17 protein-coding genes are annotated in these 23,530 nt (G+C 58.8%); 8 read left to right on the top strand and 9 right to left on the bottom strand.

Translation table 11 applies throughout. The features are described 5' to 3' along the window. Positions 1 to 6 precede the first annotated feature (6 nt). Both epsC and betT read left to right on the top strand, forming a co-directional pair. Positions 7 to 960 (top strand): serine O-acetyltransferase EpsC, encoded by a 954-nt coding sequence (gene epsC, locus KDX37_RS20210; protein ID WP_231654477.1) that lies wholly within the window; start codon positions 7 to 9, stop codon positions 958 to 960. Between the two features lie 361 nt (positions 961 to 1,321). Continuing rightward, entirely contained in the window at positions 1,322 to 3,277 is a 1,956-nt protein-coding gene (betT, locus tag KDX37_RS20205) for a choline transporter BetT (RefSeq protein WP_231654511.1), read from the top strand. A 31-nt stretch (positions 3,278 to 3,308) separates the two neighbouring features. Here betT and KDX37_RS20200 read toward each other — a convergent pair whose 3' ends face one another. Further along, positions 3,309 to 4,355 (bottom strand): LacI family DNA-binding transcriptional regulator, encoded by a 1,047-nt coding sequence (locus KDX37_RS20200; RefSeq protein ID WP_231654476.1) that lies wholly within the window; start codon positions 4,353 to 4,355, stop codon positions 3,309 to 3,311. A 172-nt stretch (positions 4,356 to 4,527) separates the two neighbouring features. On the opposite strand from KDX37_RS20200, the gene KDX37_RS20195 reads away from it, so the two are divergent. The 4 genes from KDX37_RS20195 to mgrA all read left to right on the top strand — a co-directional run bounded on the left by KDX37_RS20195 (position 4,528) and on the right by mgrA (position 10,313). Continuing rightward, positions 4,528 to 6,861 carry a TonB-dependent receptor gene (locus KDX37_RS20195; RefSeq protein WP_406642897.1) on the top strand — a complete coding sequence of 778 codons (2,334 nt, stop codon included), beginning with the start codon at positions 4,528 to 4,530 and terminating at the stop codon, positions 6,859 to 6,861. Between the two features lie 44 nt (positions 6,862 to 6,905). Beyond that, entirely contained in the window at positions 6,906 to 8,240 is a 1,335-nt protein-coding gene (locus KDX37_RS20190; protein ID WP_231654474.1) for an LLM class flavin-dependent oxidoreductase, read from the top strand. 17 nt (positions 8,241 to 8,257) lie between these two features. After that, positions 8,258 to 9,193 carry a sulfonate ABC transporter substrate-binding protein gene (locus KDX37_RS20185; RefSeq protein ID WP_231654473.1) on the top strand — a complete coding sequence of 312 codons (936 nt, stop codon included), beginning with the start codon at positions 8,258 to 8,260 and terminating at the stop codon, positions 9,191 to 9,193. Between the two features lie 82 nt (positions 9,194 to 9,275). Beyond that, positions 9,276 to 10,313 (top strand): L-glyceraldehyde 3-phosphate reductase, encoded by a 1,038-nt coding sequence (gene mgrA, locus KDX37_RS20180; RefSeq protein WP_231654472.1) that lies wholly within the window; start codon positions 9,276 to 9,278, stop codon positions 10,311 to 10,313. A 68-nt stretch (positions 10,314 to 10,381) separates the two neighbouring features. Here the strand turns inward: mgrA and ntrC are convergent, their stop codons facing one another. The 6 genes from ntrC to glnA all read right to left on the bottom strand — a co-directional run bounded on the left by ntrC (position 10,382) and on the right by glnA (position 16,573). Then, on the bottom strand, positions 10,382 to 11,818 hold the full coding sequence (gene ntrC / locus KDX37_RS20175) for a nitrogen regulation protein NR(I) (RefSeq protein WP_231654471.1): 1,437 nt from the start codon (positions 11,816 to 11,818) through the stop codon (positions 10,382 to 10,384). Next, the gene (glnL, locus tag KDX37_RS20170; protein WP_024686098.1) at positions 11,815 to 12,900 is read right to left on the bottom strand and encodes a nitrogen regulation protein NR(II); all 1,086 of its coding nucleotides are present in this window, start codon (positions 12,898 to 12,900) and stop codon (positions 11,815 to 11,817) included. The genes ntrC and glnL overlap by 4 nt, the downstream gene beginning before the upstream one ends. Before the next feature lie 309 nt (positions 12,901 to 13,209). Next, the gene (locus KDX37_RS20165) at positions 13,210 to 13,827 is read right to left on the bottom strand and encodes a DUF4124 domain-containing protein (RefSeq protein ID WP_231654470.1); all 618 of its coding nucleotides are present in this window, start codon (positions 13,825 to 13,827) and stop codon (positions 13,210 to 13,212) included. Between the two features lie 11 nt (positions 13,828 to 13,838). Continuing rightward, positions 13,839 to 14,369 (bottom strand): DUF4124 domain-containing protein, encoded by a 531-nt coding sequence (locus KDX37_RS20160; protein ID WP_319941708.1) that lies wholly within the window; start codon positions 14,367 to 14,369, stop codon positions 13,839 to 13,841. A 78-nt stretch (positions 14,370 to 14,447) separates the two neighbouring features. Continuing rightward, positions 14,448 to 15,005 carry a chorismate mutase gene (locus KDX37_RS20155; protein ID WP_231654468.1) on the bottom strand — a complete coding sequence of 186 codons (558 nt, stop codon included), beginning with the start codon at positions 15,003 to 15,005 and terminating at the stop codon, positions 14,448 to 14,450. A 161-nt stretch (positions 15,006 to 15,166) separates the two neighbouring features. Then, positions 15,167 to 16,573, bottom strand: coding sequence for a glutamate--ammonia ligase (gene glnA / locus KDX37_RS20150; protein ID WP_231654467.1), 1,407 nt, complete (start codon positions 16,571 to 16,573; stop codon positions 15,167 to 15,169). 333 nt (positions 16,574 to 16,906) lie between these two features. Here glnA and thiI point away from each other — a divergent pair, with 333 nt between their 5' ends. Further along, positions 16,907 to 18,361, top strand: coding sequence for a tRNA uracil 4-sulfurtransferase ThiI (gene thiI, locus KDX37_RS20145; RefSeq protein ID WP_231654466.1), 1,455 nt, complete (start codon positions 16,907 to 16,909; stop codon positions 18,359 to 18,361). A 140-nt stretch (positions 18,362 to 18,501) separates the two neighbouring features. Continuing rightward, complete coding sequence (gene typA / locus KDX37_RS20140) at positions 18,502 to 20,322, top strand: translational GTPase TypA (RefSeq protein WP_231654465.1); 1,821 nt, start codon at positions 18,502 to 18,504, stop codon at positions 20,320 to 20,322. Positions 20,323 to 20,430: 108 nt separating this feature from the next. Here the strand turns inward: typA and KDX37_RS20135 are convergent, their stop codons facing one another. Together KDX37_RS20135 and KDX37_RS20130 are read right to left on the bottom strand one after the other, a co-directional pair. Beyond that, entirely contained in the window at positions 20,431 to 20,886 is a 456-nt protein-coding gene (locus KDX37_RS20135; protein WP_231654464.1) for a YkgJ family cysteine cluster protein, read from the bottom strand. A gap of 168 nt (positions 20,887 to 21,054) precedes the next feature. Beyond that, the gene (locus KDX37_RS20130; RefSeq protein ID WP_406642911.1) at positions 21,055 to 23,493 is read right to left on the bottom strand and encodes a penicillin-binding protein 1A; all 2,439 of its coding nucleotides are present in this window, start codon (positions 23,491 to 23,493) and stop codon (positions 21,055 to 21,057) included. Positions 23,494 to 23,530: the final 37 nt, after the last annotated feature.

Raw genomic sequence — 23,530 nt, 5'->3', positions numbered from 1 at the left:
TTCAGCGTGAGCGATATTCCAAAAGCATCCGCCAACGGCCGTTCCAGCCACTGGCAGTTGCAGCGTATCGTCAGCCAGCTGCGTGGAGCACGTGAGGACTGGCGGGCTCGTAACCGGCGAGTGAGCGGTGAACATGGCGGACGCGAGCTGCCGTCTCGCGCGGCCATGGGCGAGATTCTCGAGGCCCTGAGCGGGGCGCTGTTCCCGATGCGCCTGGGCCCGGTCGATTTGCGCGAAGAAAGCGAAGATTTCTACGTAGGGCACACGCTTGATGTGGCGCTCAACGCATTGCTCGCTCAGGCCCGTCTGGAATTGCGCTACGTGGCGCATCAGCAGGGCGAGGATCTGGGCGGCATCGATAAGCACGCGCTCGAACTGATTCAGGATTTCGCCACGGCCTTGCCGGCGATTCGTCTGCTGCTCGACACCGATGTACTGGCCGCTTATCACGGCGACCCGGCAGCGCGCAGCGTCGATGAAGTGCTGCTGTGCTATCCCGGTATTCTGGCGGTGATTCATCACCGTCTGGCCCACCATCTTTATCGCGCTGGCCTGCCGTTGCTGGCGCGCATCAGTTCGGAAATTGCCCACTCGGCGACCGGCATCGACATTCACCCCGGCGCGCAGATCGGCCCGAGCTTTTTTATCGATCACGGAACGGGTGTGGTGATTGGCGAAACGGCCATCATCGGCGAGCGCGTGCGGATCTATCAGGCCGTCACACTGGGCGCCAAGCGCTTCCCGGCGGACGAGGACGGTCAGTTGCAGAAAGGCCACGCACGGCACCCGATCGTTGAGGATGATGTGGTGATTTACGCCGGTGCGACGATTTTGGGCCGGATCACCATCGGCAAGGGTTCGACCATTGGCGGCAACGTCTGGCTGACCCGCAGCGTGCCAGCCGGTTGCAACCTCACCCAGGCCAACCTGCTGCAACAGGATGACGGCACGCAGAAATAAGCCGGCCTTCGCGAGCGAGCTCGCCTCCACAAGATGCCCACCTGACGGGCCTCTGTGGGAGTCAGCTTGCTGACGAAGAGGCCGGTAAATGCACCCGAAATACGTTGCCTGCACAGGGGAACGAACCCCTCCGACACTCGTCATACCCTTGGCTGAGCCAGCATTCACCGGCCCGCGATTCGATTTTGCGGGCACTTTCATGTTTTAATTGAACGTTCATTCAAGTTAAACCGGTGGTTCGCTGCCCGCTCACACCAGGAGGCTAACCCTTGCCGTATCCGTTTCCAGCAGTTGGTTTAATCAGTCCGGAGGCACGCAGTCGATGAGCACTCCGAGTACACCATCAAGCGGTATGGTCCGCATGAACGCTCCAGTGTTTTACTTCGCTGCGAGTTTTATTCTGATCTTTGGCATCACGGTCATCGCCTTCCCGCAAGCCAGCGGTGAATGGTTGCTGGCTGCGCAGAACTGGGCGGCCAATACGGTCGGCTGGTACTACATGCTGGTCATGACGCTGTATCTGGTCTTCGTGGTGGTCACCGCCTTGTCCGGCTACGGCAAGATCAAGCTCGGTGCCGACCACGACGAACCCGAATTCAGTTACCTGTCATGGGCCGGGATGCTGTTCGCCGCCGGGATCAGCATCACGCTGTTCTTCTTCTGCGTTTCAGAACCCCTGACCCACCTGCTGCAACCGCCGCAGGGTGACGCTGGAACTGCCGACGCTGCGCGCCAGGGCATGCAGTTGTTGTTTCTGCACTGGGGCCTGCATGGCTGGGGCGTGTTTGCCTTCGTCGGCATGGCGCTGGCTTACTTCGCCTATCGGCATAACCTGCCGCTGGCCCTGCGTTCGGCGCTGTACCCGCTGATCGGCAAGCGCATCAATGGCCCTATCGGGTATGCAGTGGACGGCTTTGGCATCATCGCGACGATCTTCGGTCTGGGTGCGGACATGGGCTTTGGGGTGTTGCACCTCAATTCCGGTCTGGATTACCTGTTCGGCGTCGCGCACACCCACTGGATTCAGGTCGGGCTCATCACCCTGATGATGGGCGCCGCGATTCTGGTCGCCATTGCCGGTGTCGATAAAGGCGTGCGTGTCATGTCCGACATCAACATGCTACTGGCCTGCGCGCTGCTGCTGTTCGTGTTGTTCGCCGGTCCTACCCAGCACTTGCTCAATACACTGGTGCAGAATATTGGCGATTACCTGGGCGCGTTGCCGACCAAGAGCTTTGACGTCTACGCCTACGACGAACCCAGTGACTGGCTGGGCGGCTGGACAGTGTTCTACTGGGCCTGGTGGATTGCCTGGTCGCCGTTTGTAGGCCTGTTCATCGCGCGGATCTCCCGTGGCCGTACCATCCGTGAGTTCGTTTTCGGCGTGTTGCTGATCCCACTGGGCTTCACTCTGGCGTGGATGTCGATCTTCGGCAACAGCGCCATCGACCAGGTGCTTAACCACGGCATGACAGCCCTGGGCCAGTCAGCAATCGACAATCCGTCGATGACGCTGTACCTGCTGCTGGAAACTTATCCGTGGAGCAAGACGGTCATCGCGGTCACGGTGTTCATCAGCTTCGTGTTCTTCGTGACGTCCGCAGATTCGGGCACAGTGGTGCTCTCGACACTGTCGGCCAAAGGCGGCAACCCGGACGAAGATGGCCCGAAATGGCTGCGAGTGTTCTGGGGTGTCGCGACGGCACTGATCACCAGCGGTCTGTTGTTTTCGGGCAGCATTGATGCGCTGAAGTCAGCGGTGGTGCTGACATCGTTGCCGTTCTCGCTGATTCTGTTGCTGATGATGTGGGGGCTGCACAAGGCGTTCTTCATGGAGTCCCAACGCCAGATCGCGCAGCTGTACTCGCTGGCTCCGGCTTCCGGTGCACGACGCGGTGGCTGGCGTCAGCGCTTGAGTCAGGCCGTGCATTACCCCTCGCGCGACGAGGTGTATCGCTTCCTCGATCAGACCGTGCGGCCGGCCATCGACGACGTGACTGCGGTGTTCGTCGAGAAGGGTCTGAACGTGGTCAACGTGCCTGATCCGTCAAACGATTCGGTCACCCTGGAGATCGGCCATGGCGAGGAGCGTCCTTTCATCTATCAGGTACAGATGAAAGGCTTCTTCACGCCATCCTTCGCCCGTGGCGGCATGGGCTCCAAGCAGCTCAACAACCGTCGCTACTACCGCGCCGAAGTGCACTTGAGTGAAGGCAGCCAGGATTACGATCTGGTGGGTTACACCAAGGAGCAGGTGATCAACGACGTCCTCGACCAGTACGAGCGCCATATGCAGTTCCTGCATATGGTGCGCTGACATCTGCGCAGGCAGTTGAGCACCGACGTGCTCAACTGCTTTCCCGCTCGATCAGGCTGCACTCCAGCAAATTGAGCCGCTGTATCTCGCCTTCCACGGGTATTACGCCAAGGCTTTCAAGCACGCGTCTGGCGGCCAGCACGCCTATTTCAAGTGCTGGCGGCTTGATTGTGGTCAGGCTGGGCAGCATCATTTCTGCGAACGCGTAATCTCCAAAGCCCATCACTGCGCAGTCCTGCGGGATGCGCAAGCCTGCGCGCTGGCTGGCCAACAGGCCACCCGCCGCCAGGTTGTCGTTGGCGAAGAAGATTGCATCAGGCCGATGCGATTCGTTCATCAAGGTGTCCATGGCCTGTTTGCCAGCCTCGAACGGCGTTCGTCCTGGGTCCGGGACAAACGCCAGCGGCTTCTGCCCCAAGGCCTCCAGCGTTTTTATAAAGCCGTCACGGCGCTCCAGTGCGCTGAAGTCACCCGCCATGCTGTTCTGCACGAACGCCATGCGTGTATAGCCCTTGCCATGCAGGTAACGAGCAGCGGTAACGCCCACTTCGTAGTGTGAAAAACCAATCTGGATAGGGCTGCGCTGCGGCTGATGGTCCCAGGTTTCGATCACCGGGATGTCGGCCTGCTCGATCATTTTTTCGGTGGCGGCGCTGTGGAAGTGGCTGGTCAGCACCAGTGCGGCTGGCGACCAGCCCAGAAACGCGCGCACAGCGCTTTCTTCCTGTTCGGCCGAGAAGTAGCTGGAGGCCAGCAGTAGCTGGAAACCGTGCTGGCTCAAGGTGTCGCTGAAACCCTGAATCGTGTTGGCAAAGATCGGGCCGGAGATGTTCGGGATCACCATGCCCACCACGCGGCTACGTGCCGACGCCAGACCACCGGCGACCAGATTGGGCACATAACCCAACTCATTCACCGCCAGGGCGATGCGCTCGCGCCGTTCCGGCGAAACCTGCTCCGGCTGGTTGAAGTAGCGCGATACGGTGATGGCCGACACACCGGCATGCGTGGCCACAGCGGTAATCGTCACGCGGCCTGCACCTCGGCGTTTACGTGTTGCAGGTATCTGCTCAACCATGCTCGTCACTTCGCATAAAAGTAAAAAGAATATAAAAGTAATTTTTCAGTATTGGACGATCTATCTGCCGTTTCCTGATACTTGGGATGTTAGCGCTAACAAAGACGGTTTGTCTGCTACTCGCCACCGCGAATGCCTGGACCCGGTTTAGCCAGTACACAAAAAGGCGTCAGTGCTCACTGCACTGTCGGATCAGGGCATATTTCAGGCAGGCACGCAGATGCACACAACACTTGGGGATCGCGTCAAACACACGCTACTGGCGCAAGCCATCGATCAGGTCCACACGGTGCGGGGGCGCCGTTATGGCTGGTTATTGATGGGGCTGACGGCATTGCCGTTCGGTTCTGCGATGGCTGACATCCAGCCAGCACCAAGCGCCGAAGCGCCAACGCTTGAGTCTGTGACGGTAACCGCCACACGTCGCGAAGAGTCGCTGCAGAAGGTGCCGGTGGCAGTCTCGGTGATTCAGGGCGAACAACTGGAGCGTGACAACCGCAACGGCGTTGCCAGCATCGTGCAGCAAGTGCCTTCGCTGAACTTCAGAACCGGGGCTTCGAACAAGGACACGTCGCTGTTCATTCGCGGCGTCGGCACCATTTCTACTTCGCCAGGCGTCGAGCCTACCGTGGCGACCGTGATTGATGGCGTGGTCTACGGCCGTCCGGGGCAGGCCACGCTGGACCTGCTGGACCTGCTGGACCTGCTGGACCTTGAGCGCATCGAAGTGCTGCGCGGGCCGCAAGGCACGTTGTTCGGCAAAAATGCGTCGGCAGGCGTGCTGAACGTGACCACCAAGGCGCCCACCGAAGAGACCCACGGTTACATCGACCAGTCGTATTACAGCGGCAACGAAAGTCGCACCCGTTTTGGCATTGGCGGCAGCCTGATCCCGCAGACCCTCAAAGGCTCGGTCACTACCTTGTTCGGCAGCTACGACGGTAACGTCGACAACAAGCTCAATGGTCAGGAGGTCAACGGCTACAACCGCAAGGGCGCACGCGGCAAACTGGAGTTCACGCCCAACGACGACATAACCTTCACGCTCGCAGCGGATTACATGCAGTCTCACGACGACGCGCCCAACGGCGTGGTCAGCAAGGCATTGACTCCGGCGTTTGCCAGCGCGCTGTCGCCGGTGCGGGCCGACAGCGACAACCGCAATGTGGTCAGCGATTACCGCAGCCATGTCGAGGACATCAACAAGGGGCTTTCCGGCCAACTGGACTGGCAACTGGGTGATTACACCCTCACGTCGATTACGGCATGGCGCGGCTGGGACAACACCCAATATCAGGACGGCGACCGCCTCGGCAACATTACCGCCGCATTCCCCGGCACCGAAGACAAAGGCGACCTGGAATACAACCAGTACTCGCAGGAGCTGCGCCTTGCGTCTCCGAAGGGGCAGTTTGTGGAATACGTGGGTGGCCTGTTCTACCTGCACGGCAAAAGCGACGAAACCTATCAGCGCACGCTGATCACGCCGACAAGCCGCGACCGCGGTATTGCGGACTACAGCACCACCAACGAAAGTTATTCAGTATTTGGCGAAAGCACTTTCAATTTCACCCCGGATTTCCGTGCGATTGCCGGGCTGCGCTGGACCCATGACGATCTGGAATACGACCATCGCCGCGTCTCCACGTCCGCCACTACGGTCAGTGGTATTCAGCCAGCAACCAGCAGCTCTGGTTCGGTGGACGAAGACGGCAAGTCCGGCCGGCTAGGCCTGCAATACGACCTCAGTGACAGCGTGACCAGCTACATCACCTATTCGCGTGGCTACAAAGGCCCGGCTTACAACGTATTTTTCAACATGCAGCCGCGTGACACGGATGCCCTCAAGCCAGAGACCTCCAACACATGGGAAGTCGGTATCAAGGCGACCAGTTGGAACAATCGTCTGACCACCAACCTTGCGGTATTCCACAGCGATTACGACAACTATCAGGCGAACTTTTTCGACAGCGTCGCCGGGCAGATCGTGACGCGGTTGATCAACGCAGGCAGCGTCAGCACCGAAGGTGTGGAGCTGGATTACGCGCTGCAAGCCACGCATAACCTCAAGTTTTCCGGCGCTCTGTCTTACACCCGCGCCCGTATTGACACCTTCGCCTGCCCGGCAGGCGCAGCGGCGTCGTGCAATGTCGATGGCAAGACGTTGCCTTACAGTCCCGACTGGAAGAGCTATGTGCGCGCCGATTACACCATCCCGCTCGACAATGGGCTGGATATCGAACTGGGCACCGACTACAGCTGGCAGAGCGAAGTGCAGTACGACATCAGCCAGAACCCCGACACCAGACAGGGCGCTTACGGTATCTGGAACGCGAGCGTTGCGTTGGCTGACTACAACAGCGGCTGGCGTGTCGCGCTGCTCGGCAAGAACCTCGCCGACAAGTCCTACTCGCCGATGCTCGCGACCGGTGGAAACTACGTTTACCGATCTGTACCGCGCGATGACGAGCGTTATTTCGGCGTGCAGGTGCGCAAGGATTTTTGAGCCGTTGTGCGCGACGACCCGGCAATGAATCGTAAGGAGTGGGTATGAGCACGACTGTTCGGCAAATGAAACTGGGCGCTTTTCTGATGGCCACCGGGCACCACGTTGCTGCCTGGCGTCACCCGGAAGTGCCTGCCGACGCTGGGCTGGATTTCAAACACTACAAGCATCTGGCGCAAGTGGCCGAGGCGGCCAGATTCGACACGCTGTTCGTGGCGGACAGCGTTGCAGCCGCGACAGGTGATATCGCCAGTCGCATGGCGCGTTCCGACCATTTCGAGCCGCTGACGCTGCTCTCGGCACTGAGTGCGGTCACTGACCATATCGGGCTGATCGCCACGGCCACCACGACCTACAATGAGCCGTATCACGTGGCCCGCAAGTTCGCCTCGCTGGATCACTTGTCCGGCGGACGGGCGGGCTGGAATCTGGTGACCTCCGATGCGGCTGCCGAAGCGCAGAACTTCGGTCGCACCGAGCACGTCAACCACGCCGAACGCTACAGCCGTGCGCGTGAGTTTCATCAGGTAGTCACCGGCCTCTGGGACAGCTGGGCCGACGATGCATTTACGCGCGACAAAGCCAGTGGTCAGTACTACGACCCCGAGGGCCTGCATGTGCTCGACCATCAGGGCGAACACTTCAAGGTCAGGGGCCCACTGAATGTGGCGCGCTCGCCGCAGGGGCAGCCGGTGCTGGTGCAGGCCGGCTCTTCGGAGGTCGGCCGTGACCTGGCGGCGCAGACCGCAGAAGTGGTGTTCACCGCACAAACTTCACTGGCCAGCGCGCAAGCGTTCTACGCGGACATCAAGAGGCGGTTGGGCGCCTACGGGCGTAGCGCTGACTCGGTGAAGATCATGCCCGGCGTATTTATCGTCGTGGCCGAAACCGAGGCATTGGCCAAAGCCAGATTCGAGTCGTTTCAAGACCTGGTCGAGCCCGAAGTCGGCGTCGCACTGTTGGGCCGTATGCTGGGTAACTTCGACCTGTCGGGTTATCCGTTCGACGGTCCGTTACCTGACTTGCCGCTGACCGACAGCGGCCAGCGCAGCCGTCAGAAACTGCTCACCGAACTGGCTGATCAGGAAAACCTCACGCTGGCGCAACTGGGGCGGCGCATCGCCGGTGGGCGAGGGCACTACAGCCTGATCGGCACGCCAGAGCAGATCGCTGATGAGCTGCAGACCTGGTTCGAACAAGGGGCTGCCGACGGCTTCAATGTGCTGGTGCCTCATTTGCCTGGTGGCCTGGAAGATGTGGCGCGCCTGCTGGTGCCGGAGCTGCAGCGTCGAGGCGTGTTCCGGACCGAATACGAAGGCACGACGCTGCGTGAAAACCTCGGTCTTCAGCGCCCGGTCAACAGACACAACGATCATTGATTCACAAGGAGTCACCCATGAAACCCTTTGCACTCATCGCCGCGATTCTTGCATTCAGCGGCCTGTTCAACAGCGCAGCAGCCAGCGAGCCTGACACCCTGCGCATCGGCTATCAGAAAGGCTCGATTACATTGGTGCTGGCTAAAGAGCACGGCTTGCTCGAAAAACGCTTTGCGAACACGAACATCAAGTGGATCGAGTTCCCTGCAGGGCCGCAGATGCTGGAGGCCTTGAATATTGGCAGTCTGGACATTGCATCGACCGGTGACATTCCACCGATTTTCGCTCAGGTGGCCGGCGCTGACCTGGTCTATATCGGTGCGGAACCGTCCAAGCCGCAGGCCGAAACCATTCTGGTGCGCAACGAAAGTCCGCTGCACAGCGTGGCCGAGTTGAAGGGGCGTAAAGTGGCGTTCCAGAAAGGCTCCAGCGCTCATAACGTGGTGTTGCGGGTCTTGAACAAGGCTGGCCTGACGCTCAAGGACATTCAGCCGATTTACCTGACCCCGGCCGATGCCCGTGCCGCGTTTGAAAACGGCAGTGTCGACGCCTGGGCAATCTGGGACCCGTACTATTCCATTGCGCTCAACGAAGGTCATAGTCGACTGCTGGCGAATGGCGAAGGTCTTGGTTTGTCTGGCCCTTTCTACACCGCACGCCGGGCGTTTGCCGAGGGCAATGGGCTGTTCATTCAGCAGGTGCTCGACGAACTGACCGCTGCCGACGCGCTGACTCGCTCGCAGCGAACTGAAAGCATTCAGATCCTGGCGCGCAGCATGGGCTTGTCCGAAGCCGTCATCACTCAGTATCTTGACCACCGGCCTGCGTCGCCCAGCCTGCCGATCACACCCGATATCGTGCGCGCGCAACAGGCAACCGCCGATCTGTTTTACGAAAACCACCTGGTGCCCAAGCGGGTCGATATCCAGCAGGCTGTTTGGCACGCACAATGATTCCGATACTCCCGGCCAGGTACCGCCTGGCCGCAGATGATCTGGACATGCCTCGCACATTCCCCTGACAAGAGAGGATTCAATGACCTATATCGCTGCCGAAAATCGTTACAACGACATGCCTTATCGCCGTACCGGCCGCAGCGGCCTGGTGTTGCCGGCCTTGTCGCTCGGTTTATGGCACAATTTTGGCGACAGCACTCCCATCGAGACCCAGCGCGCCATGCTGCGCACCGCGTTTGATCTGGGCATCAACCATTTTGATCTGGCCAACAACTATGGCCCGCCCTATGGCAGCGCCGAAATCAACTTCGGTCGCCTGCTGCGCGAAGACTTCAAGCAGTACCGCGACGAGCTGATCATTTCCAGCAAGGCGGGCTGGGACATGTGGCCTGGCCCTTATGGGCAGGGCGGCGGTTCACGCAAGTACGTGCTCGCAAGTCTCGATCAGAGCCTGCAACGCATGGGCCTGGATTACGTTGATATTTTCTATTCACACCGCTTTGACCCGGACACGCCGCTGGAAGAAACCGCAAGTGCGCTGGCAACTGCCGTGCAGCAGGGCAAGGCCTTGTACATCGGAATCTCTTCGTATTCCGGCGCCAAGACCCGGGAAATCGCTGCATTGCTCAAAGAATGGAAAGTACCGCTGCTGATTCACCAACCGGCCTACAACATGCTCAACCGCTGGGTTGAGAAAGACCTGCTCGACGCTACCGAAGAACTGGGCGCAGGTGTCATTGCCTTCACGGCGCTGGCGCAGGGCCTGCTGTCGGACAAGTACCTCAACGGCGTGCCTCAGGATGCGCGGGTCAACCGTCCAGGCGGCGGTTCGCTGCAGGCTTCGCACTTGTCCGAGCAGAACATTGCTCATGTACGCGCACTCAACGAGATCGCTCAACGTCGCGGTCAGAGCCTGGCGCAAATGGCCCTGGCGTGGACGCTGCGTGATCCGCGTGTGACGTCGGCCCTGATCGGCGCGAGCCGCCCCGAGCAGATCGTCGAAAACGTCGGAGCATTGAAAAACCTCGCGTTCAGCAGCGAAGAACTGGCCGAGATCGACCGTTTCGCGGTTGAAGGCAGCATCAACCTCTGGGAAAAACCATCGCTGGCGCAGTAACGCCAGCGCGTCACTGAGCATGCTCACGAAGAGGCCGGTACATCCGCTGGGGATGTACCGGCCATTCATCAGCTTTCGTCTGCCTCGTCGTCGTCTCCACCATCGACTTTCATGCCCAGTTCCTTGATCTTGCGGGTCAAAGTGTTGCGGCCCCAGCCCAGCAACACTGCAGCGTCGCGACGGCGGCCTGCGGTGTGTTTGAGGGCGGTTTCGATCATGATGCGTTCGAAGGTCGGTACGGCGCTGTCCAGCAGGCTGGATTGACCGCGCGACAAAGCCTGATCGGCCCACTGACGCAGCGCCTGCTCCCAGTTGGTGACCGGTGCTGCATCCTGTGGAAGGCTCAGCAGTTCCGGCGGCAGGTCGCTGATATGCACTTCGCGACCGGATGCCATCACGGTAATCCAGCGGCAGGTGTTTTCCAACTGACGAACGTTGCCTGGCCATGGCAGGTGCTTGAGGTATTCCTCGGTTTCCGCCTTGAGCAATTTCGGCTCGACGGCGAGTTCCTGAGCAGCGCGGCTCAGGAAGTGCTTGGCCAGCGTCGGGATGTCTTCGCGACGGTCGGACATGCGCGGAATATGGATGCGGATCACGTTCAGGCGGTGAAACAAGTCCTCACGGAACTTGCCGGCCTGCACGAGGGTTTCCAGATTCTGGTGTGTCGCCGCGATGATGCGCACATCCACCTTGACCGGCGTATGGCCGCCCACGCGGTAGAACTCGCCATCGGCCAGTACGCGCAACAGGCGTGTCTGGGTGTCGGCAGGCATGTCACCGATTTCGTCGAGGAACAGTGTGCCGCCGTCAGCCTGCTCAAAGCGCCCGCGACGCAGGTTGGCCGCGCCGGTAAAGGCGCCTTTTTCGTGGCCAAACAGCTCGGACTCCATCAGGTCCTTGGGGATCGCCGCCATGTTCAGCGCGATGAACGGCGAGGCCGAACGCGGGCTGTGACGGTGCAGGGCGTGCGCGACCAGTTCTTTGCCGGTCCCGGACTCGCCGTTGATCAGCACGGTAATGTTGGAATGGCTCAGACGGCCGATGGCGCGAAACACTTCCTGCATCGCTGGCGCTTCGCCAATGATTTCAGGGGTGCGAGTCAGGGTCGGTGCAACGTCCAGGCCTTGCTGCTCCTGAGCATGCTGGTTGGCACGCTTGACCAGCGAGACGGCTTCATCGACATCGAATGGCTTGGGCAGGTATTCGAAAGCACCGCCCTGATACGAAGCCACTGCGCTGTCGAGGTCAGAATGGGCGGTCATGATGATGACCGGCAGACGTGGATGCTGTTCGCGAATCCGCGCCAGCAGGTCCAGGCCGCTGGCACCCGGCATACGGATGTCGGAAATGATCACGTCCGGTTGCTGACGCGCCAGGCGACTCATCACCCCGTCGGCGCTGTCGAAGCTTTGCGTGGTCATGCCTTCCTGTTGCAAGGCTTTTTCCAGTACCCAGCGGATGGAACGATCGTCGTCTACGATCCAGACAGTTTCACTACGGCTCATGTCGAAGCTGCTCCTTGTTCCAGCGGCAGGAAGATCGAAAAGGTGGTGTGGCCGGGATGGCTGTCACACTCGATCAGGCCCTGATGCTGGCTGATGATGTTCTGGGTGATGGCAAGACCGAGCCCTGTGCCATCCGGGCGGCCACTGACCATTGGGTAAAAGATGGTTTCCTGAAGTTCGGCCGGAATACCGGGGCCGTTGTCGATGATTTCGATCTTGCTGACCAGGCGATGACGTACATGACCGATGGTGAACTGGCGCATGGCGCGGGTACGCATCGTGATGCGGCCCAGGCGCAGTTCATTCTGGCCGCTGATCGCTTGCATCGCGTTGCGCACGATATTGAGCACCGCCTGGATCATTTGCTCTCGGTCAATCAACACGTCCGGGATGCTCGGGTCGTAGTCGCGCACCAGCGTGATGCATCCCTGGCTCTCGGCTTCGACCAGACTGCAGACGCGCTCCAGCACTTCGTGCACGTTGGTCATGGCCAGCGATGGCAACTTGTTTGAACCCAACATGCGGTCGACCAGATTGCGCAGGCGGTCAGCCTCTTCAATGATGACGTTGGTGTAATCCTTGAGGCTTTCTTCAGGCAGCTCGCGCGCCAGCAGTTGCGCCGCGCCGCGAATCCCGCCCAACGGATTCTTTATTTCGTGCGCCAGGCCACGCACCAGCATCTTGGTGGTTTCCTGCTTGGACAGCTGGGCCTCTTCCTTGGTAATGCGCAGCAGGCGGTCGCGAGGGTGGACCTCCAGCAGCAGCAGGGTTTCGCCCTTGCTCAGGATAGGCGTCACGGCATAGTCAACGGTCAGGGTCTGGCCGGTCAGTGCGGTGAGCATCGCTTCACGCTTGGTAAACGGGTGAGCCTGTTCAACGGCCTGACGAAGCGAGCTCAGCGCCTCGGCGGACTCTGTAAACAGCTCGCTGATGAACTGCCCATGGCTGCGCTGCCCACTGATGGCCAGCAGCATCTCCGCCGCCGGGTTCATGTACTCAAGTCGCAGGTCGGCATTGAGCAAAATGGTGGCAGTGGTCAGGTTATCCAGTAACAGTCTGTGCAGCGCGTCGCTGATCGTCATGAAGCGTATTGACCTCTTTTGGCACATCGCAATCGCGCAATGCTGGTGCTGGTGCTGGTCGGTCTTGGCCAGCAAAAACAAAACCACCGATGCGGTGCTTGATAGGGTGCTGTGTCAGTGAAGTTGCAAAAAACAAACCAAGGCTCCGAAAAGAAGCGCTTTAACTGCAAAATCGGACCTTTTTTCGCACATGTGCCCGCATACGGCGCCCACTGACGACCATTTCTGAACCAAATTGGGCTGTCTTGTGGCGTGACGCCCCCTATCATGCACCAAAAAAGGGCTGGCTTGAGGCGGGGCGTTTTCAGCTTAGAAGAAAGGCAGGATGCTGCTTTCTGGTTTCGGTTTGTCCTTGAGCGGACATTCCGGGCGAACCCCGTATTCATCGACCTTGCAGGGGTTGGTGGCGCGCTTCTGGGCAAGGGTGACACGTTGCAGATGGAACGGCTGATTCGGCGTTTTCTCCAGAACCCGACCCAGCTCGTCAAAAATCTCGACCGAAAGCTGGTGCGTACCCCGGTCAATGGCAGTCAGGGCGAACACCGGGCTGCGCCCGGCCTCACCCACTGGATTGCCGTCCAGCAGCAACCGATAACTGTGCCCCTGCTGTAACGCCGGCTCGCTGGTGACGGTGACGATCAGGTCACCGCTCGGGCTGTTCACCGTGCCATCCGGCTCTGGTGCCAGAATCCTCAGCAGCTCGTAATGAAACATCGCCTTGGGCGCAGGTTTCGCGGGGCTGGCCTTCAAGGTACGAGTAGGCGGCGTTCCGGTCATGTTGTTGCTGGGCGGGATGTCGACGCGCTGGGCATTCTTGCGCGGCTGGTCGGTGAATACCCGGTTGTCCTGCGCGTCGACGTAGGTGTAGACGTCAGCCATGGCCGGCAGGCTTGCCAGTATCAACAAGCTCAACAGCAGCTTTCGCATCCTGTGCATCCTCATGGCGTACCGAGGTGGACGCGCTGCACTGTCAGCGTGATGGTAGGGCTTTGCTGGATCACGCGTTCGCCATCCTTCACCACCACGGCGAAGCTGTGCTCGCCACGGTCGATATTGATTGCCTGCAGACGTGGCAGATTGGAAGGCTGCCCATACAGATTGCCGTCCAGCAACAGTTGCAACCGATGGTTCTGTTGTAGCCGGGGCTGGATTTTGACGCCGATGATGAACGAACCGTTGTTGGCACGCAGCGCTTCGTCGGTTGGCAGATCGGTCAGTTCCAGCGTGTCGTAAGCCGCCACTGGCTGACTTTGCCCGGTTGGCGGTGGTGCGGCAGGGCTTGGCGCGGGTCTTACAGGTGCCTGTGTTTCGACACTGTTGAGGGGCGGCAACTCGACGACTTCAGACCTGGTCCCATTGGGCGGCTGATTACTGAAGGCCGTATTGCCATTCGCGTCGGTGTATTTATAGATCTGCGCCACGGCAGGCAGGCTGATCAACAGCAACAGGCACATCAGGCTTTGACGCATGAGACTCTCGACAACCAAAGGCACAAAGGCCGTCAGCATAGAACACATCGTCCCATGCTGCGCTATCTGCCTGATGGATCAGATTTTTGCAGGGCACAGATCTGCAGTGGCCAGTACCAGTGCCTGGTCATGAATCGGATCTTTCAGGTGTTGCTTGAGCCCTGCATCAAGCAGTATCCGGCACTGATTCGTTGTGCGAATCGGCTGGAAGTCGGCGTAGGCTTTCAGCAGTTGCGTCTGCAATCGGTCAAGGGCAGGGCGGATATCGTCCGTCAGGCTCTTTCTGGTGGTGTCGGGCGCTTTGCCTGCAGCGTGCCACTGAGCCAGCAAAGCATTCTGCACATATTTGTTGGCTTCTATCTGGGCCCGAAACAATCGCTGAATGTCGTCCGGATTCAAATTGAATTCGGCTGCGCGTGCCTGAGCCGCAGTGATGACCTGTTGCTCGCGCGGTGGGTCTTCGACGGCCTTGCCGCTGTCCCATTTGCTCAAGGCAACCTGATCGGCAATGGTCAGGCGCTCGCTGATGGCCTGCAACAACGGCTCAACGCTCGCAGAGGTCTGTCCTCCAGCAAAGGCAGCGTTTGAAGACAGGCAGGTCAGGGTGAGCAGCGAAGCACTCAGTAGCAGGCGCATGGGACTTCATCCTGTTGGCAAAAGGGAAGACTAGTTAACGCCAAGTACCTTTGTGCAGCCAGCCTTTTGAGGTGAAAAAAACTTCACGCGTCGAATCGCAGGCAAAAAAAGACCTCCCGAAGGAGGCCTCTTGTTACGCCATAAACGCTGGCGCGACTGGATCAGCAGCTGTAGTACAGCTCGTATTCCAGTGGGTGTACGAAGGTGCGAACCTTGATTTCTTCTTCGCTTTTCAGCTCGATGTAAGCATCGATGAAGTCGTCGCTGAAAACGCCGCCTTTGGTCAGGAATGCACGACCTTTGTCCAGCTCTTCCAGGGCTTCTTTCAGGCTGCCGCAAACTTGTGGGATCTCTTTCGCCTCTTCAGGCGGCAGGTCATACAGGTTTTTGTCAGCTGCGTCGCCGGGGTGGATCTTGTTCTGGATGCCGTCCAGGCCAGCCATCAACAGTGCAGCGAACGCCAGGTACGGGTTGGCTGCTGGATCCGGGAAGCGCGCTTCGATACGACGGCCACGTGGGCTGGAGACGTAAGGAATACGGATGGACGCCGAACGGTTACGTGCCGAGTAGGCCAGCATGACCGGAGCTTCGAAACCTGGGACCAGACGCTTGTAGGAGTTGGTCGACGGGTTGGTGAAGCCGTTCAGAGCCTTGCCGTGCTTGATGATGCCGCCGATGAAGAACAGGGCAGTGTCGGACAGACCGGCATAGCCTTCACCTGCGAAGGTGTTCTTGCCATCTTTGGAGATCGACATGTGGACGTGCATACCCGAACCGTTGTCACCGTACAGTGGCTTGGGCATGAAGGTAGCAGTACGGCCATAGGCATCGGCAACGTTATGTACGCAGTACTTGAGGGTCTGAACTTCGTCAGCCTTCTTGACCAGCGTGTTGAATTTCACGCCGATTTCGTTCTGGCCAGCAGTGGCAACTTCGTGGTGGTGAACTTCCACGATCTGGCCCATTTCTTCCAGGGCGTTGCACATTGCGGTACGAATTTCGTGGTCATGGTCGACCGGTGGTAATGGGAAGTAGCCACCTTTGACGCCAGGACGGTGGCCTTTGTTGCCGCCGTCGACGTCGCCGTCGGTCATCCAGGAAGCCTGTTCAGAAAAGATCTTGAACATGGAACCGGAGATGTCGGACTTGAACTTCACTTCGTCGAAGATGAAGAACTCTGGCTCTGGACCGACGAACACAGTGTCACCGATACCGGTGGACTTCAGGTATTCCTCGGCACGGTGAGCGATGGCGCGTGGGTCGCGGTCATAGCCCTGCATGGTCGAGGGTTCGATGACGTCGCAAACCAGGATCAGGGTTGGCTCTTCGGTGAACGGATCGAGAAGAGCTGTTTCGTCATCCGGCAGCAGGATCATGTCGGAAGCTTCGATGCCTTTCCAGCCGGCAATGGAGGAACCGTCGAACATTTTGCCGACTTCGAAGAAGTCGTCTTCCAGCGCATCGCGTGCAGGCATGGTGACGTGCTGCTGCTTGCCCTTGGTGTCAGTGAAGCGCAGATCAATCCACTTAATGTCATGATCTTTGATGAGTTGAACCGACTTCGACATGGTGTCCTCCGGGTGGCTAGGGGCCGCCTTATAGTTTTGGCCCCTTAAATTTGGGTGATGCCGGCGCGAATACTCTGCCATGGCAACCTGCCTCACAAGGGAGCAATTTGCATGCCAGTGCCCCGTGTTGGGTTTTTTGCCTCAAATGAAGGCTTTGCAGGGAGAAAAGCCGCTTGTTCTGGGAAAACACGCACTGTTATGGCGCTTCAATTTGGTGCGGCGAATCTTTTTGGTGCATCGATGATCGGGTGTACGATAACTGGTTAAACCTTGAGCAATTTCCGCTATAATCCGCGCCCCCCTTTTTTGGTCGGCACCTCACGTACTGTTTCCATGAAACTAATCGTTAAAGTTTTCCCAGAAATCACCATCAAAAGCCCTCCGGTGCGCAAGAAGTTCATCCGGCAGCTGGGCAAGAACATTCGTACCGTGCTCCGGGAACTGGACGCGGACATTGTTGTGGGTGGCGTATGGGACAACCTTGAGGTCGAGACCCGGCTGACAGACCCGAAAGTGCTGCAGGGCATCACCGAGCGCCTGAGCTGCATGCCCGGCATCGCCAACTTTCTGCAGGTGGCCGAATACCCGCTGGGCGACATGGATGACATCGTTGCCAAGTGCAAGGCGCACTACGCCGACCTGCTGCCGGGCAAAATGTTTTCAGTGCGATGCAAGCGTGCCGGGCGACATGATTTCAGCTCCATGGATGTCGAAAAATACGTCGGCAGCCAGCTGCGCCAACAATGCGGCGCGGCCGGAATCGAGCTGAAAAGGCCTGATCTTGTGGTCCGCATGGAAATTCGCGACCAACGGTTGTTCGTGGTTCATGATCAGCACAAGGGCCTGGGCGGCTATCCGCTCGGCGCACTGGAGCAGACGCTGGTGCTGATGTCTGGCGGCTTCGATTCGACAGTCGCCGCTTACCAGATCATGCGCCGTGGCCTTATGGCGCACTTCTGTTTCTTCAATCTGGGCGGTCGCGCCCATGAATTGGGTGTGATGGAAGTCGCGCACTTCATCTGGAAGAAGTACGGCAGCTCGCAGCGCGTGCTGTTCGTCAGCGTGCCGTTCGAGGAAGTTCTCGGAGAAATTCTGCAGAAAGTCGATAACAGTCATATGGGTGTAGTTTTGAAGCGTATGATGTTACGCGCTGCATCTGCCGTGGCTGATCGTCTGGAAATCGACGTACTGGTCACCGGCGAGGCTATTTCACAGGTTGCCAGCCAGACACTGCCCAATCTGTCGCTGATCGACGCGGCCACCGACAAGCTGGTCCTGCGTCCTCTGGTAGCCAGCCACAAGCAGGACATCGTGGATCAGGCGACTGAAATCGGCACCGCTGATTTTGCCCGGCACATGCCTGAGTATTGCGGGGTGATCTCGATCAACCCGAAAACCAACGCCAAGCGTAATCGCGTTGAGTACGAAGAAAAGCAGTTCGACATGGCGATTCTCGAGCAAGCGCTCGAGCGCGCCAAGCTGGTTTCGATCGATCGCGTCATCGACGATCTTAGCCGCAATGTCGACATAGAAGAAGTCAGTCAGGCGCTGGCCGGCCAGGTCATCATCGACATCCGTCACCCGGATGCCCAGGAAGACCAGCCGCTGAATGTGCCTGGCGTGGAGATACAGACGCTGCCGTTCTATGCATTGAACAGCCGTTTCAAGGGACTGGATGACACACGCCAGTACCTGTTGTATTGCGACAAAGGCGTCATGAGTCGCCTGCATGCTCACCATTTGCTCAGTGAGGGGCATGCCAATGTGCGCGTTTATCGACCGAGCTAAGTGCCCGGGGCTGTTTGCCTGTGGCTTGCGTCACCGGCCCCCCGACACCAGTCGCCAAGCCGTAACGGCTTTTGCCGACTCGAAATAGTTAATCGCTGCCTTTCAAGCAGCAGACCGAATCCTCTGATCGAGATACACAAGTGATCGAAAATCTACGTAACATCGCCATCATTGCTCACGTTGACCATGGTAAGACCACCCTGGTAGACAAACTCCTGCGTCAGTCCGGCACTCTGGAGCGCGGCGAGCTCAACGACGAGCGCGTGATGGACTCCAACGACCAGGAAAAAGAGCGCGGTATTACCATTCTCGCGAAGAACACCGCGATCAACTGGAATGGCTACCACATCAATATCGTGGACACCCCGGGCCACGCCGACTTCGGTGGTGAAGTAGAGCGCGTGATGTCGATGGTTGACTCCGTGCTGCTGCTGGTCGATGCCCAGGACGGCCCTATGCCGCAAACCCGTTTCGTGACCAGGAAGGCTTTCGAAGCCGGCCTGCGTCCAATCGTGGTCATCAACAAGGTTGACCGTCCTGGCGCACGTCCGGACTGGGTTCTAGACCAGATCTTTGACCTGTTCGACAACCTGGGTGCCACCGAAGAACAGCTGGACTTCAAAGTCGTCTACGCCTCGGCCCTGAACGGTATTGCCGGTCTGGAACACACCGACATGGCCGAAGACATGACCCCGTTGTACCAGGCGATTGTCGATCACGTTCCTGCTCCACAGGTTGACCGTGATGGTCCGTTCCAGATGCAGATCTCGGCACTGGACTACAACAGCTTCCTGGGTGTTATCGGTGTTGGCCGTATTGCACGTGGCAAGATCAAGCCAAACACTCAGGTTGTTGCGATCGACGCTGACGGCAAGCGCCGCAACGGTCGTATCCTGAAGCTGATGGGTCACCACGGTCTGCACCGTATCGACGTTGAAGAAGCAGCTGCCGGCGACATCGTCTGCATCAGCGGCTTCGACCAGCTGTTCATCTCCGACACCCTCTGCGACCCGCTGACTGTTGAAGCGATGAAGCCGTTGACTGTCGACGAGCCAACCGTTTCCATGACCTTCCAGGTCAACGATTCGCCTTTCTGCGGTAAAGAAGGCAAGTTCGTCACCAGCCGTAACATCAAGGAACGTCTGGACAAGGAGCTGCTGTACAACGTTGCTCTGCGCGTTGAAGAAGGCGACACCGCTGACAAGTTCAAGGTCTCGGGTCGTGGCGAGCTGCACCTCTCGGTACTGATCGAAACCATGCGTCGCGAAGGCTTCGAAATGGGCGTTGGTCGTCCGGAAGTAATCATCCGTATGGTTGACGGCGTCAAGCACGAACCGTACGAGAACGTGACCATCGACCTGCCGGAAGAGTCCCAGGGCTCGATCATGGAACAGATCGGTATTCGTAAGGGCGACCTGACCAACATGGTTCCGGATGGCAAGGGCCGTGTTCGTCTCGAGTACAACATCCCTGCTCGTGGCCTGATCGGTTTCCGTAACGAGTTCCTGACCCTCACTTCCGGTGCAGGCATCCTGACCTCGATCTTCGACCGTTACGACGTGATGAAGTCGGGCGACATGTCTGGCCGTCAGAACGGCGTTCTTGTTTCGGTTGCTACCGGCAAGGCGCTGACCTACTCCCTGGAAACTCTGCAGGCGCGTGGCAAGCTGTTCCTGGGTCACGGTGAAGACGTTTATGAAGGTCAGATCGTCGGCATCAACAGCCGCGACAACGACCTTGGCGTAAACCCTACCAAGGGCAAGAAGCTCGACAACATGCGTGCTTCCGGTAAAGACGAAACCATCGCTCTGGTTCCGCCTATCCGTTTCACGCTGGAACAGGCTCTTGAATTCGTTCAGGAAGACGAGCTTTGCGAAGTCACGCCGAAGTCGATTCGTTTGCGTAAGAAGATCCTTGGCGAAAGCGAGCGTACGCGCGCTGCCAAGAAGTCGGGCAACTGATTGATCAGTTGAACGGCTAGAAAAAAACGCCCCCGGTCGCAAGGCCGGGGGCGTTTTTGTTTGTGCGGGTTTTGTGCTTTTGGGCGGCAGCCCGCAACTCGCGAGGATTTAGAACTTGGGCACTGGCGCGCTGGTGGCGTTCTTCAGTGAGCCGCTTTCCTGGCGTACCACATCCTTGGGCTTGTACGCGCAATAGCCTGGGCGCGGTCCGATCTTGGGATGGTTGCGGCAGGTGTCCGGGCGCTTGTCGTAGATGGTGCACAGGCGGCTCTTACGGTCCAGGTACAGGCAGTCGTTGTTGCTCATGCGCTGCAAGGTGAAGATTTCTGACTTCTGATTATAGCGCTCGACAATCCCTTCCTTTTGCAGGCGTTTGGCAATGTTCTTGGGCGGATCACCCCGCTCGAATTCATCGACGATGCCGATGCGGATCAGATCCTTGATCTTCACTTCCACAGGTAACGTGCAGCAGCTGGAAACACAGCCTCCGCACATGTAGCTGGAGTATTTGGCCCAGGTATCGATGCGATCGAGTTCTGCGGCGGCGATCAAGGTGGGTTTCATTTGAATTCAGGCTTCCGGGTGTATCGGGCGCGCGATCATACCGGCACCAAGGGTTTTGCTGAAAGTAAAAATTACCGAGGCGACTGCCGGTAGCGGGGCCGGTCGTGTAAAGGAGGGTATGACGAGCCATTCGTGGCGGGCTTTGAGCAAGCCCGCCACGAGTATTGGCTAGAACAGATCGATCGGTGCTGACTCGTCTGCCGGCAGAGGACTGCCCGGCGCGCTGCCGCCCAGTTCGTTGACGCTGGGTGGCGTGTCTTCGCTTTTGAACAGCTCGAAGAACGCGTTAGGCGTGCTTGGTGTTGCTGCCCGGCCGCTGAGTGGGTCAACCCGCAGGCTCAGGATGCCATCCGGTTCGGCCTGTTGATGCGGTGGCTTGTCCTTCAGCGCGGCGCTCATGTAGTCCATCCAGATCGGCAGCGAGACCGTGCCGCCGAACTCATGCCGTCCAAGGCTTTCAGGCTGATCGAAGCCTGACCAGACCGTGGTGATGTAATCGGCGTTGTAGCCGGAGAACCATGCATCCTTGGAGTCATTGGTCGTACCGGTCTTGCCGGCAATGTCCGGCCTGTTCATGGACAGGGCACGACGGCCGGTGCCGCGTTTGATCACGTCCTGCAGCATGCTGTTGAGGATGTAGGTCGTACGGCCGTCCACGATACGCTCGGCAGGAATTGTCGTCTGAGGCTCAACGGGTGTCATCGACGACGCAGGCGTCACGCTCGGGCTGTCATGCACGGCAAATGTTGAGGTGTCAGGTGCAGTCTTCGCGTCATTGGCGGGTACGGTAGGCGGATTGGCGATGAAGATCGTCTGGCCGTCGCGGTTCTCGATGGTCTGGATCAGGTAAGGGCTGACCTTGTAGCCACCGTTGGCGAAGGCGCTCCAGCCAGTGGCAATCTCCATCGGGGTGAGCGTTGCCGTACCCAGTGCAAGCGAGAGGTTGCGCGGCAGGTCCTGCTTGGCGAAGCCGAAGCGTGTGATGTAGTCGATCGTGCTGTCGACGCCCAGCGCCTGTAACAGGCGGATCGACACCAGGTTACGCGACTTGTACAGCGCCTCGCGAAGACGGATCGGACCGAGGAACGTGTTGGTGTCGTTCTTCGGGCGCCAGACCTTGTCCAGATATTCGTCAACGAAGACGATAGGCGCATCGTTCACGAGGCTGGAGGCGGTGTAGCCATTATCAAGCGCCGCACTATAAATGAACGGTTTGAAGCTCGATCCCGGCTGGCGCTTGGCCTGCATCGCCCGGTTATAGTTACTTTGCTCGAACGCGAAGCCGCCAACCAGCGCCCGGATCGCACCGTTCTGCGGATCCAGCGACACCAGCGCGCTTTGCGCGACGGGAATTTGACTGAATTTCAGCGAGCCGTCGGCCTGGCGCAGCACGCGAATCAGGTCGCCGACGTGCGCAACATCTCCGGGTTGCTTGGGATTGGCGCCCAGGCTGTTGGTATTCAGGTACGGGCGAGCCCATTTCATGGAGCTCCACTCGACGGTCTCTTCCTTTTCACCGTTGCGCGTGAGGACACGCAAGCCGGTCTTGTCGATCTGCGTGACGATGGCAGGCTCGATGCCGTTGATCGTCCGTTGTTTAGTCAGTTCCTGTGCCCAGTTGGCGCGGGTCATGCCCGGGAAGCGACTCTCCGGTCCACGGTAGCCGTGACGCTGGTCGTAGTCGATCAGCCCTGTCCGAATGGCTTCGTTGGCGTGTTCCTGAAGGTCGCTTGGCACAGTCGTGGTGACGCGGAAGCCCTCTGTATAAGCCTCGCTGCCGAACCGCCCGACCATGTCCGCCCGCGCCATTTCGGCGATGTAGGGGGCGTTAACTTCTGGCGTTGGAACGTGGTAACTGGCGTTGAGTGGCTCGGCCAGGGCGGTCTGGTAAGCAGTCTGGTCGATTTTGCCGAGGCGATACATGCGACCAAGGATCCAGTCGCGTCGTTCCTTGGCGCGGGTCGGGTTTGCCAGTGGGTTGAAACGTGACGGTGCCTTGGGCAAACCGGCAATCATGGCCATTTGCGCCAAGCTTACATCGCGGATCGATTTACCGTAGTAGACTTGCGCCGCCGCCTCGATTCCGTAGGCCCGATTGCCCAGATAGATCTTGTTGACGTACAGCTCGAGAATCTCGTCTTTGGTGAGTTGGCGCTCGATTTGCAGGGCAAGAAGGATTTCGGTGGTTTTGCGGGAAAAGCTTCTTTCACTCGTCAAAAAAAAGTTTTTCGCGACTTGCATCGTGATGGTACTGCCGCCCGATTGAATGTGACCGCTTTTCACCAGTTGTGTGGCGGCACGCATCAGGCTGCTGGGATCGACACCGTAGTGATTGGCGAAATTGTCATCTTCTGCCGATAACAGTGCATTGATGAAGTTGGGCGGGATCTCAGCGAAGCGAATAGGGGTCCGGCGCATCTCGCCAAACTCCGCGATCAGCTTGCCGTCGCTGCTGTACACACGAAGTGGAATTTGCAGTTGGATGCTTCGCAGCGCCTCAACGGATGGCAGGGTAGGGCTCAGATAAAGGAACGCGCCGCTCAAGCCGAGCAACAGCGAGCAGAATACCGCGACGAGAGACCACCAGAAAAACTTCAGCAGGCGTATCAAGGCTTTTGGATTTCCAGAAAAAAGAATGGGTTAA

It is taken from the genome of Pseudomonas californiensis (genome assembly GCF_021147775.1).
GTDB classification, from domain to species: Bacteria; Pseudomonadota; Gammaproteobacteria; order Pseudomonadales; family Pseudomonadaceae; genus Aquipseudomonas; species Aquipseudomonas californiensis.
This window is presented reverse-complemented; position numbering and strand designations above follow the sequence as displayed.

Bases quoted from the DNA above. Each gene is read 5' to 3' on its own strand.
- betT (WP_231654511.1), top strand. From the start codon at position 1,322: ATGAACGCTCCAGTGTTTTACTTCGCTGCGAGTTTTATTCTGATCTTT.
- KDX37_RS20200 (WP_231654476.1), bottom strand. From the start codon at position 4,355: ATGGTTGAGCAGATACCTGCAACACGTAAACGCCGAGGTGCAGGCCGC.
- KDX37_RS20190 (WP_231654474.1), top strand. From the start codon at position 6,906: ATGAGCACGACTGTTCGGCAAATGAAACTGGGCGCTTTTCTGATGGCC.
- KDX37_RS20185 (WP_231654473.1), top strand. From the start codon at position 8,258: ATGAAACCCTTTGCACTCATCGCCGCGATTCTTGCATTCAGCGGCCTG.
- mgrA (WP_231654472.1), top strand. From the start codon at position 9,276: ATGACCTATATCGCTGCCGAAAATCGTTACAACGACATGCCTTATCGC.
- ntrC (WP_231654471.1), bottom strand. From the start codon at position 11,818: ATGAGCCGTAGTGAAACTGTCTGGATCGTAGACGACGATCGTTCCATC.
- glnL (WP_024686098.1), bottom strand. From the start codon at position 12,900: ATGACGATCAGCGACGCGCTGCACAGACTGTTACTGGATAACCTGACC.
- KDX37_RS20165 (WP_231654470.1), bottom strand. From the start codon at position 13,827: ATGCGAAAGCTGCTGTTGAGCTTGTTGATACTGGCAAGCCTGCCGGCC.
- KDX37_RS20160 (WP_319941708.1), bottom strand. From the start codon at position 14,369: ATGCGTCAAAGCCTGATGTGCCTGTTGCTGTTGATCAGCCTGCCTGCC.
- KDX37_RS20155 (WP_231654468.1), bottom strand. From the start codon at position 15,005: ATGCGCCTGCTACTGAGTGCTTCGCTGCTCACCCTGACCTGCCTGTCT.
- glnA (WP_231654467.1), bottom strand. From the start codon at position 16,573: ATGTCGAAGTCGGTTCAACTCATCAAAGATCATGACATTAAGTGGATT.
- thiI (WP_231654466.1), top strand. From the start codon at position 16,907: ATGAAACTAATCGTTAAAGTTTTCCCAGAAATCACCATCAAAAGCCCT.
- KDX37_RS20135 (WP_231654464.1), bottom strand. From the start codon at position 20,886: ATGAAACCCACCTTGATCGCCGCCGCAGAACTCGATCGCATCGATACC.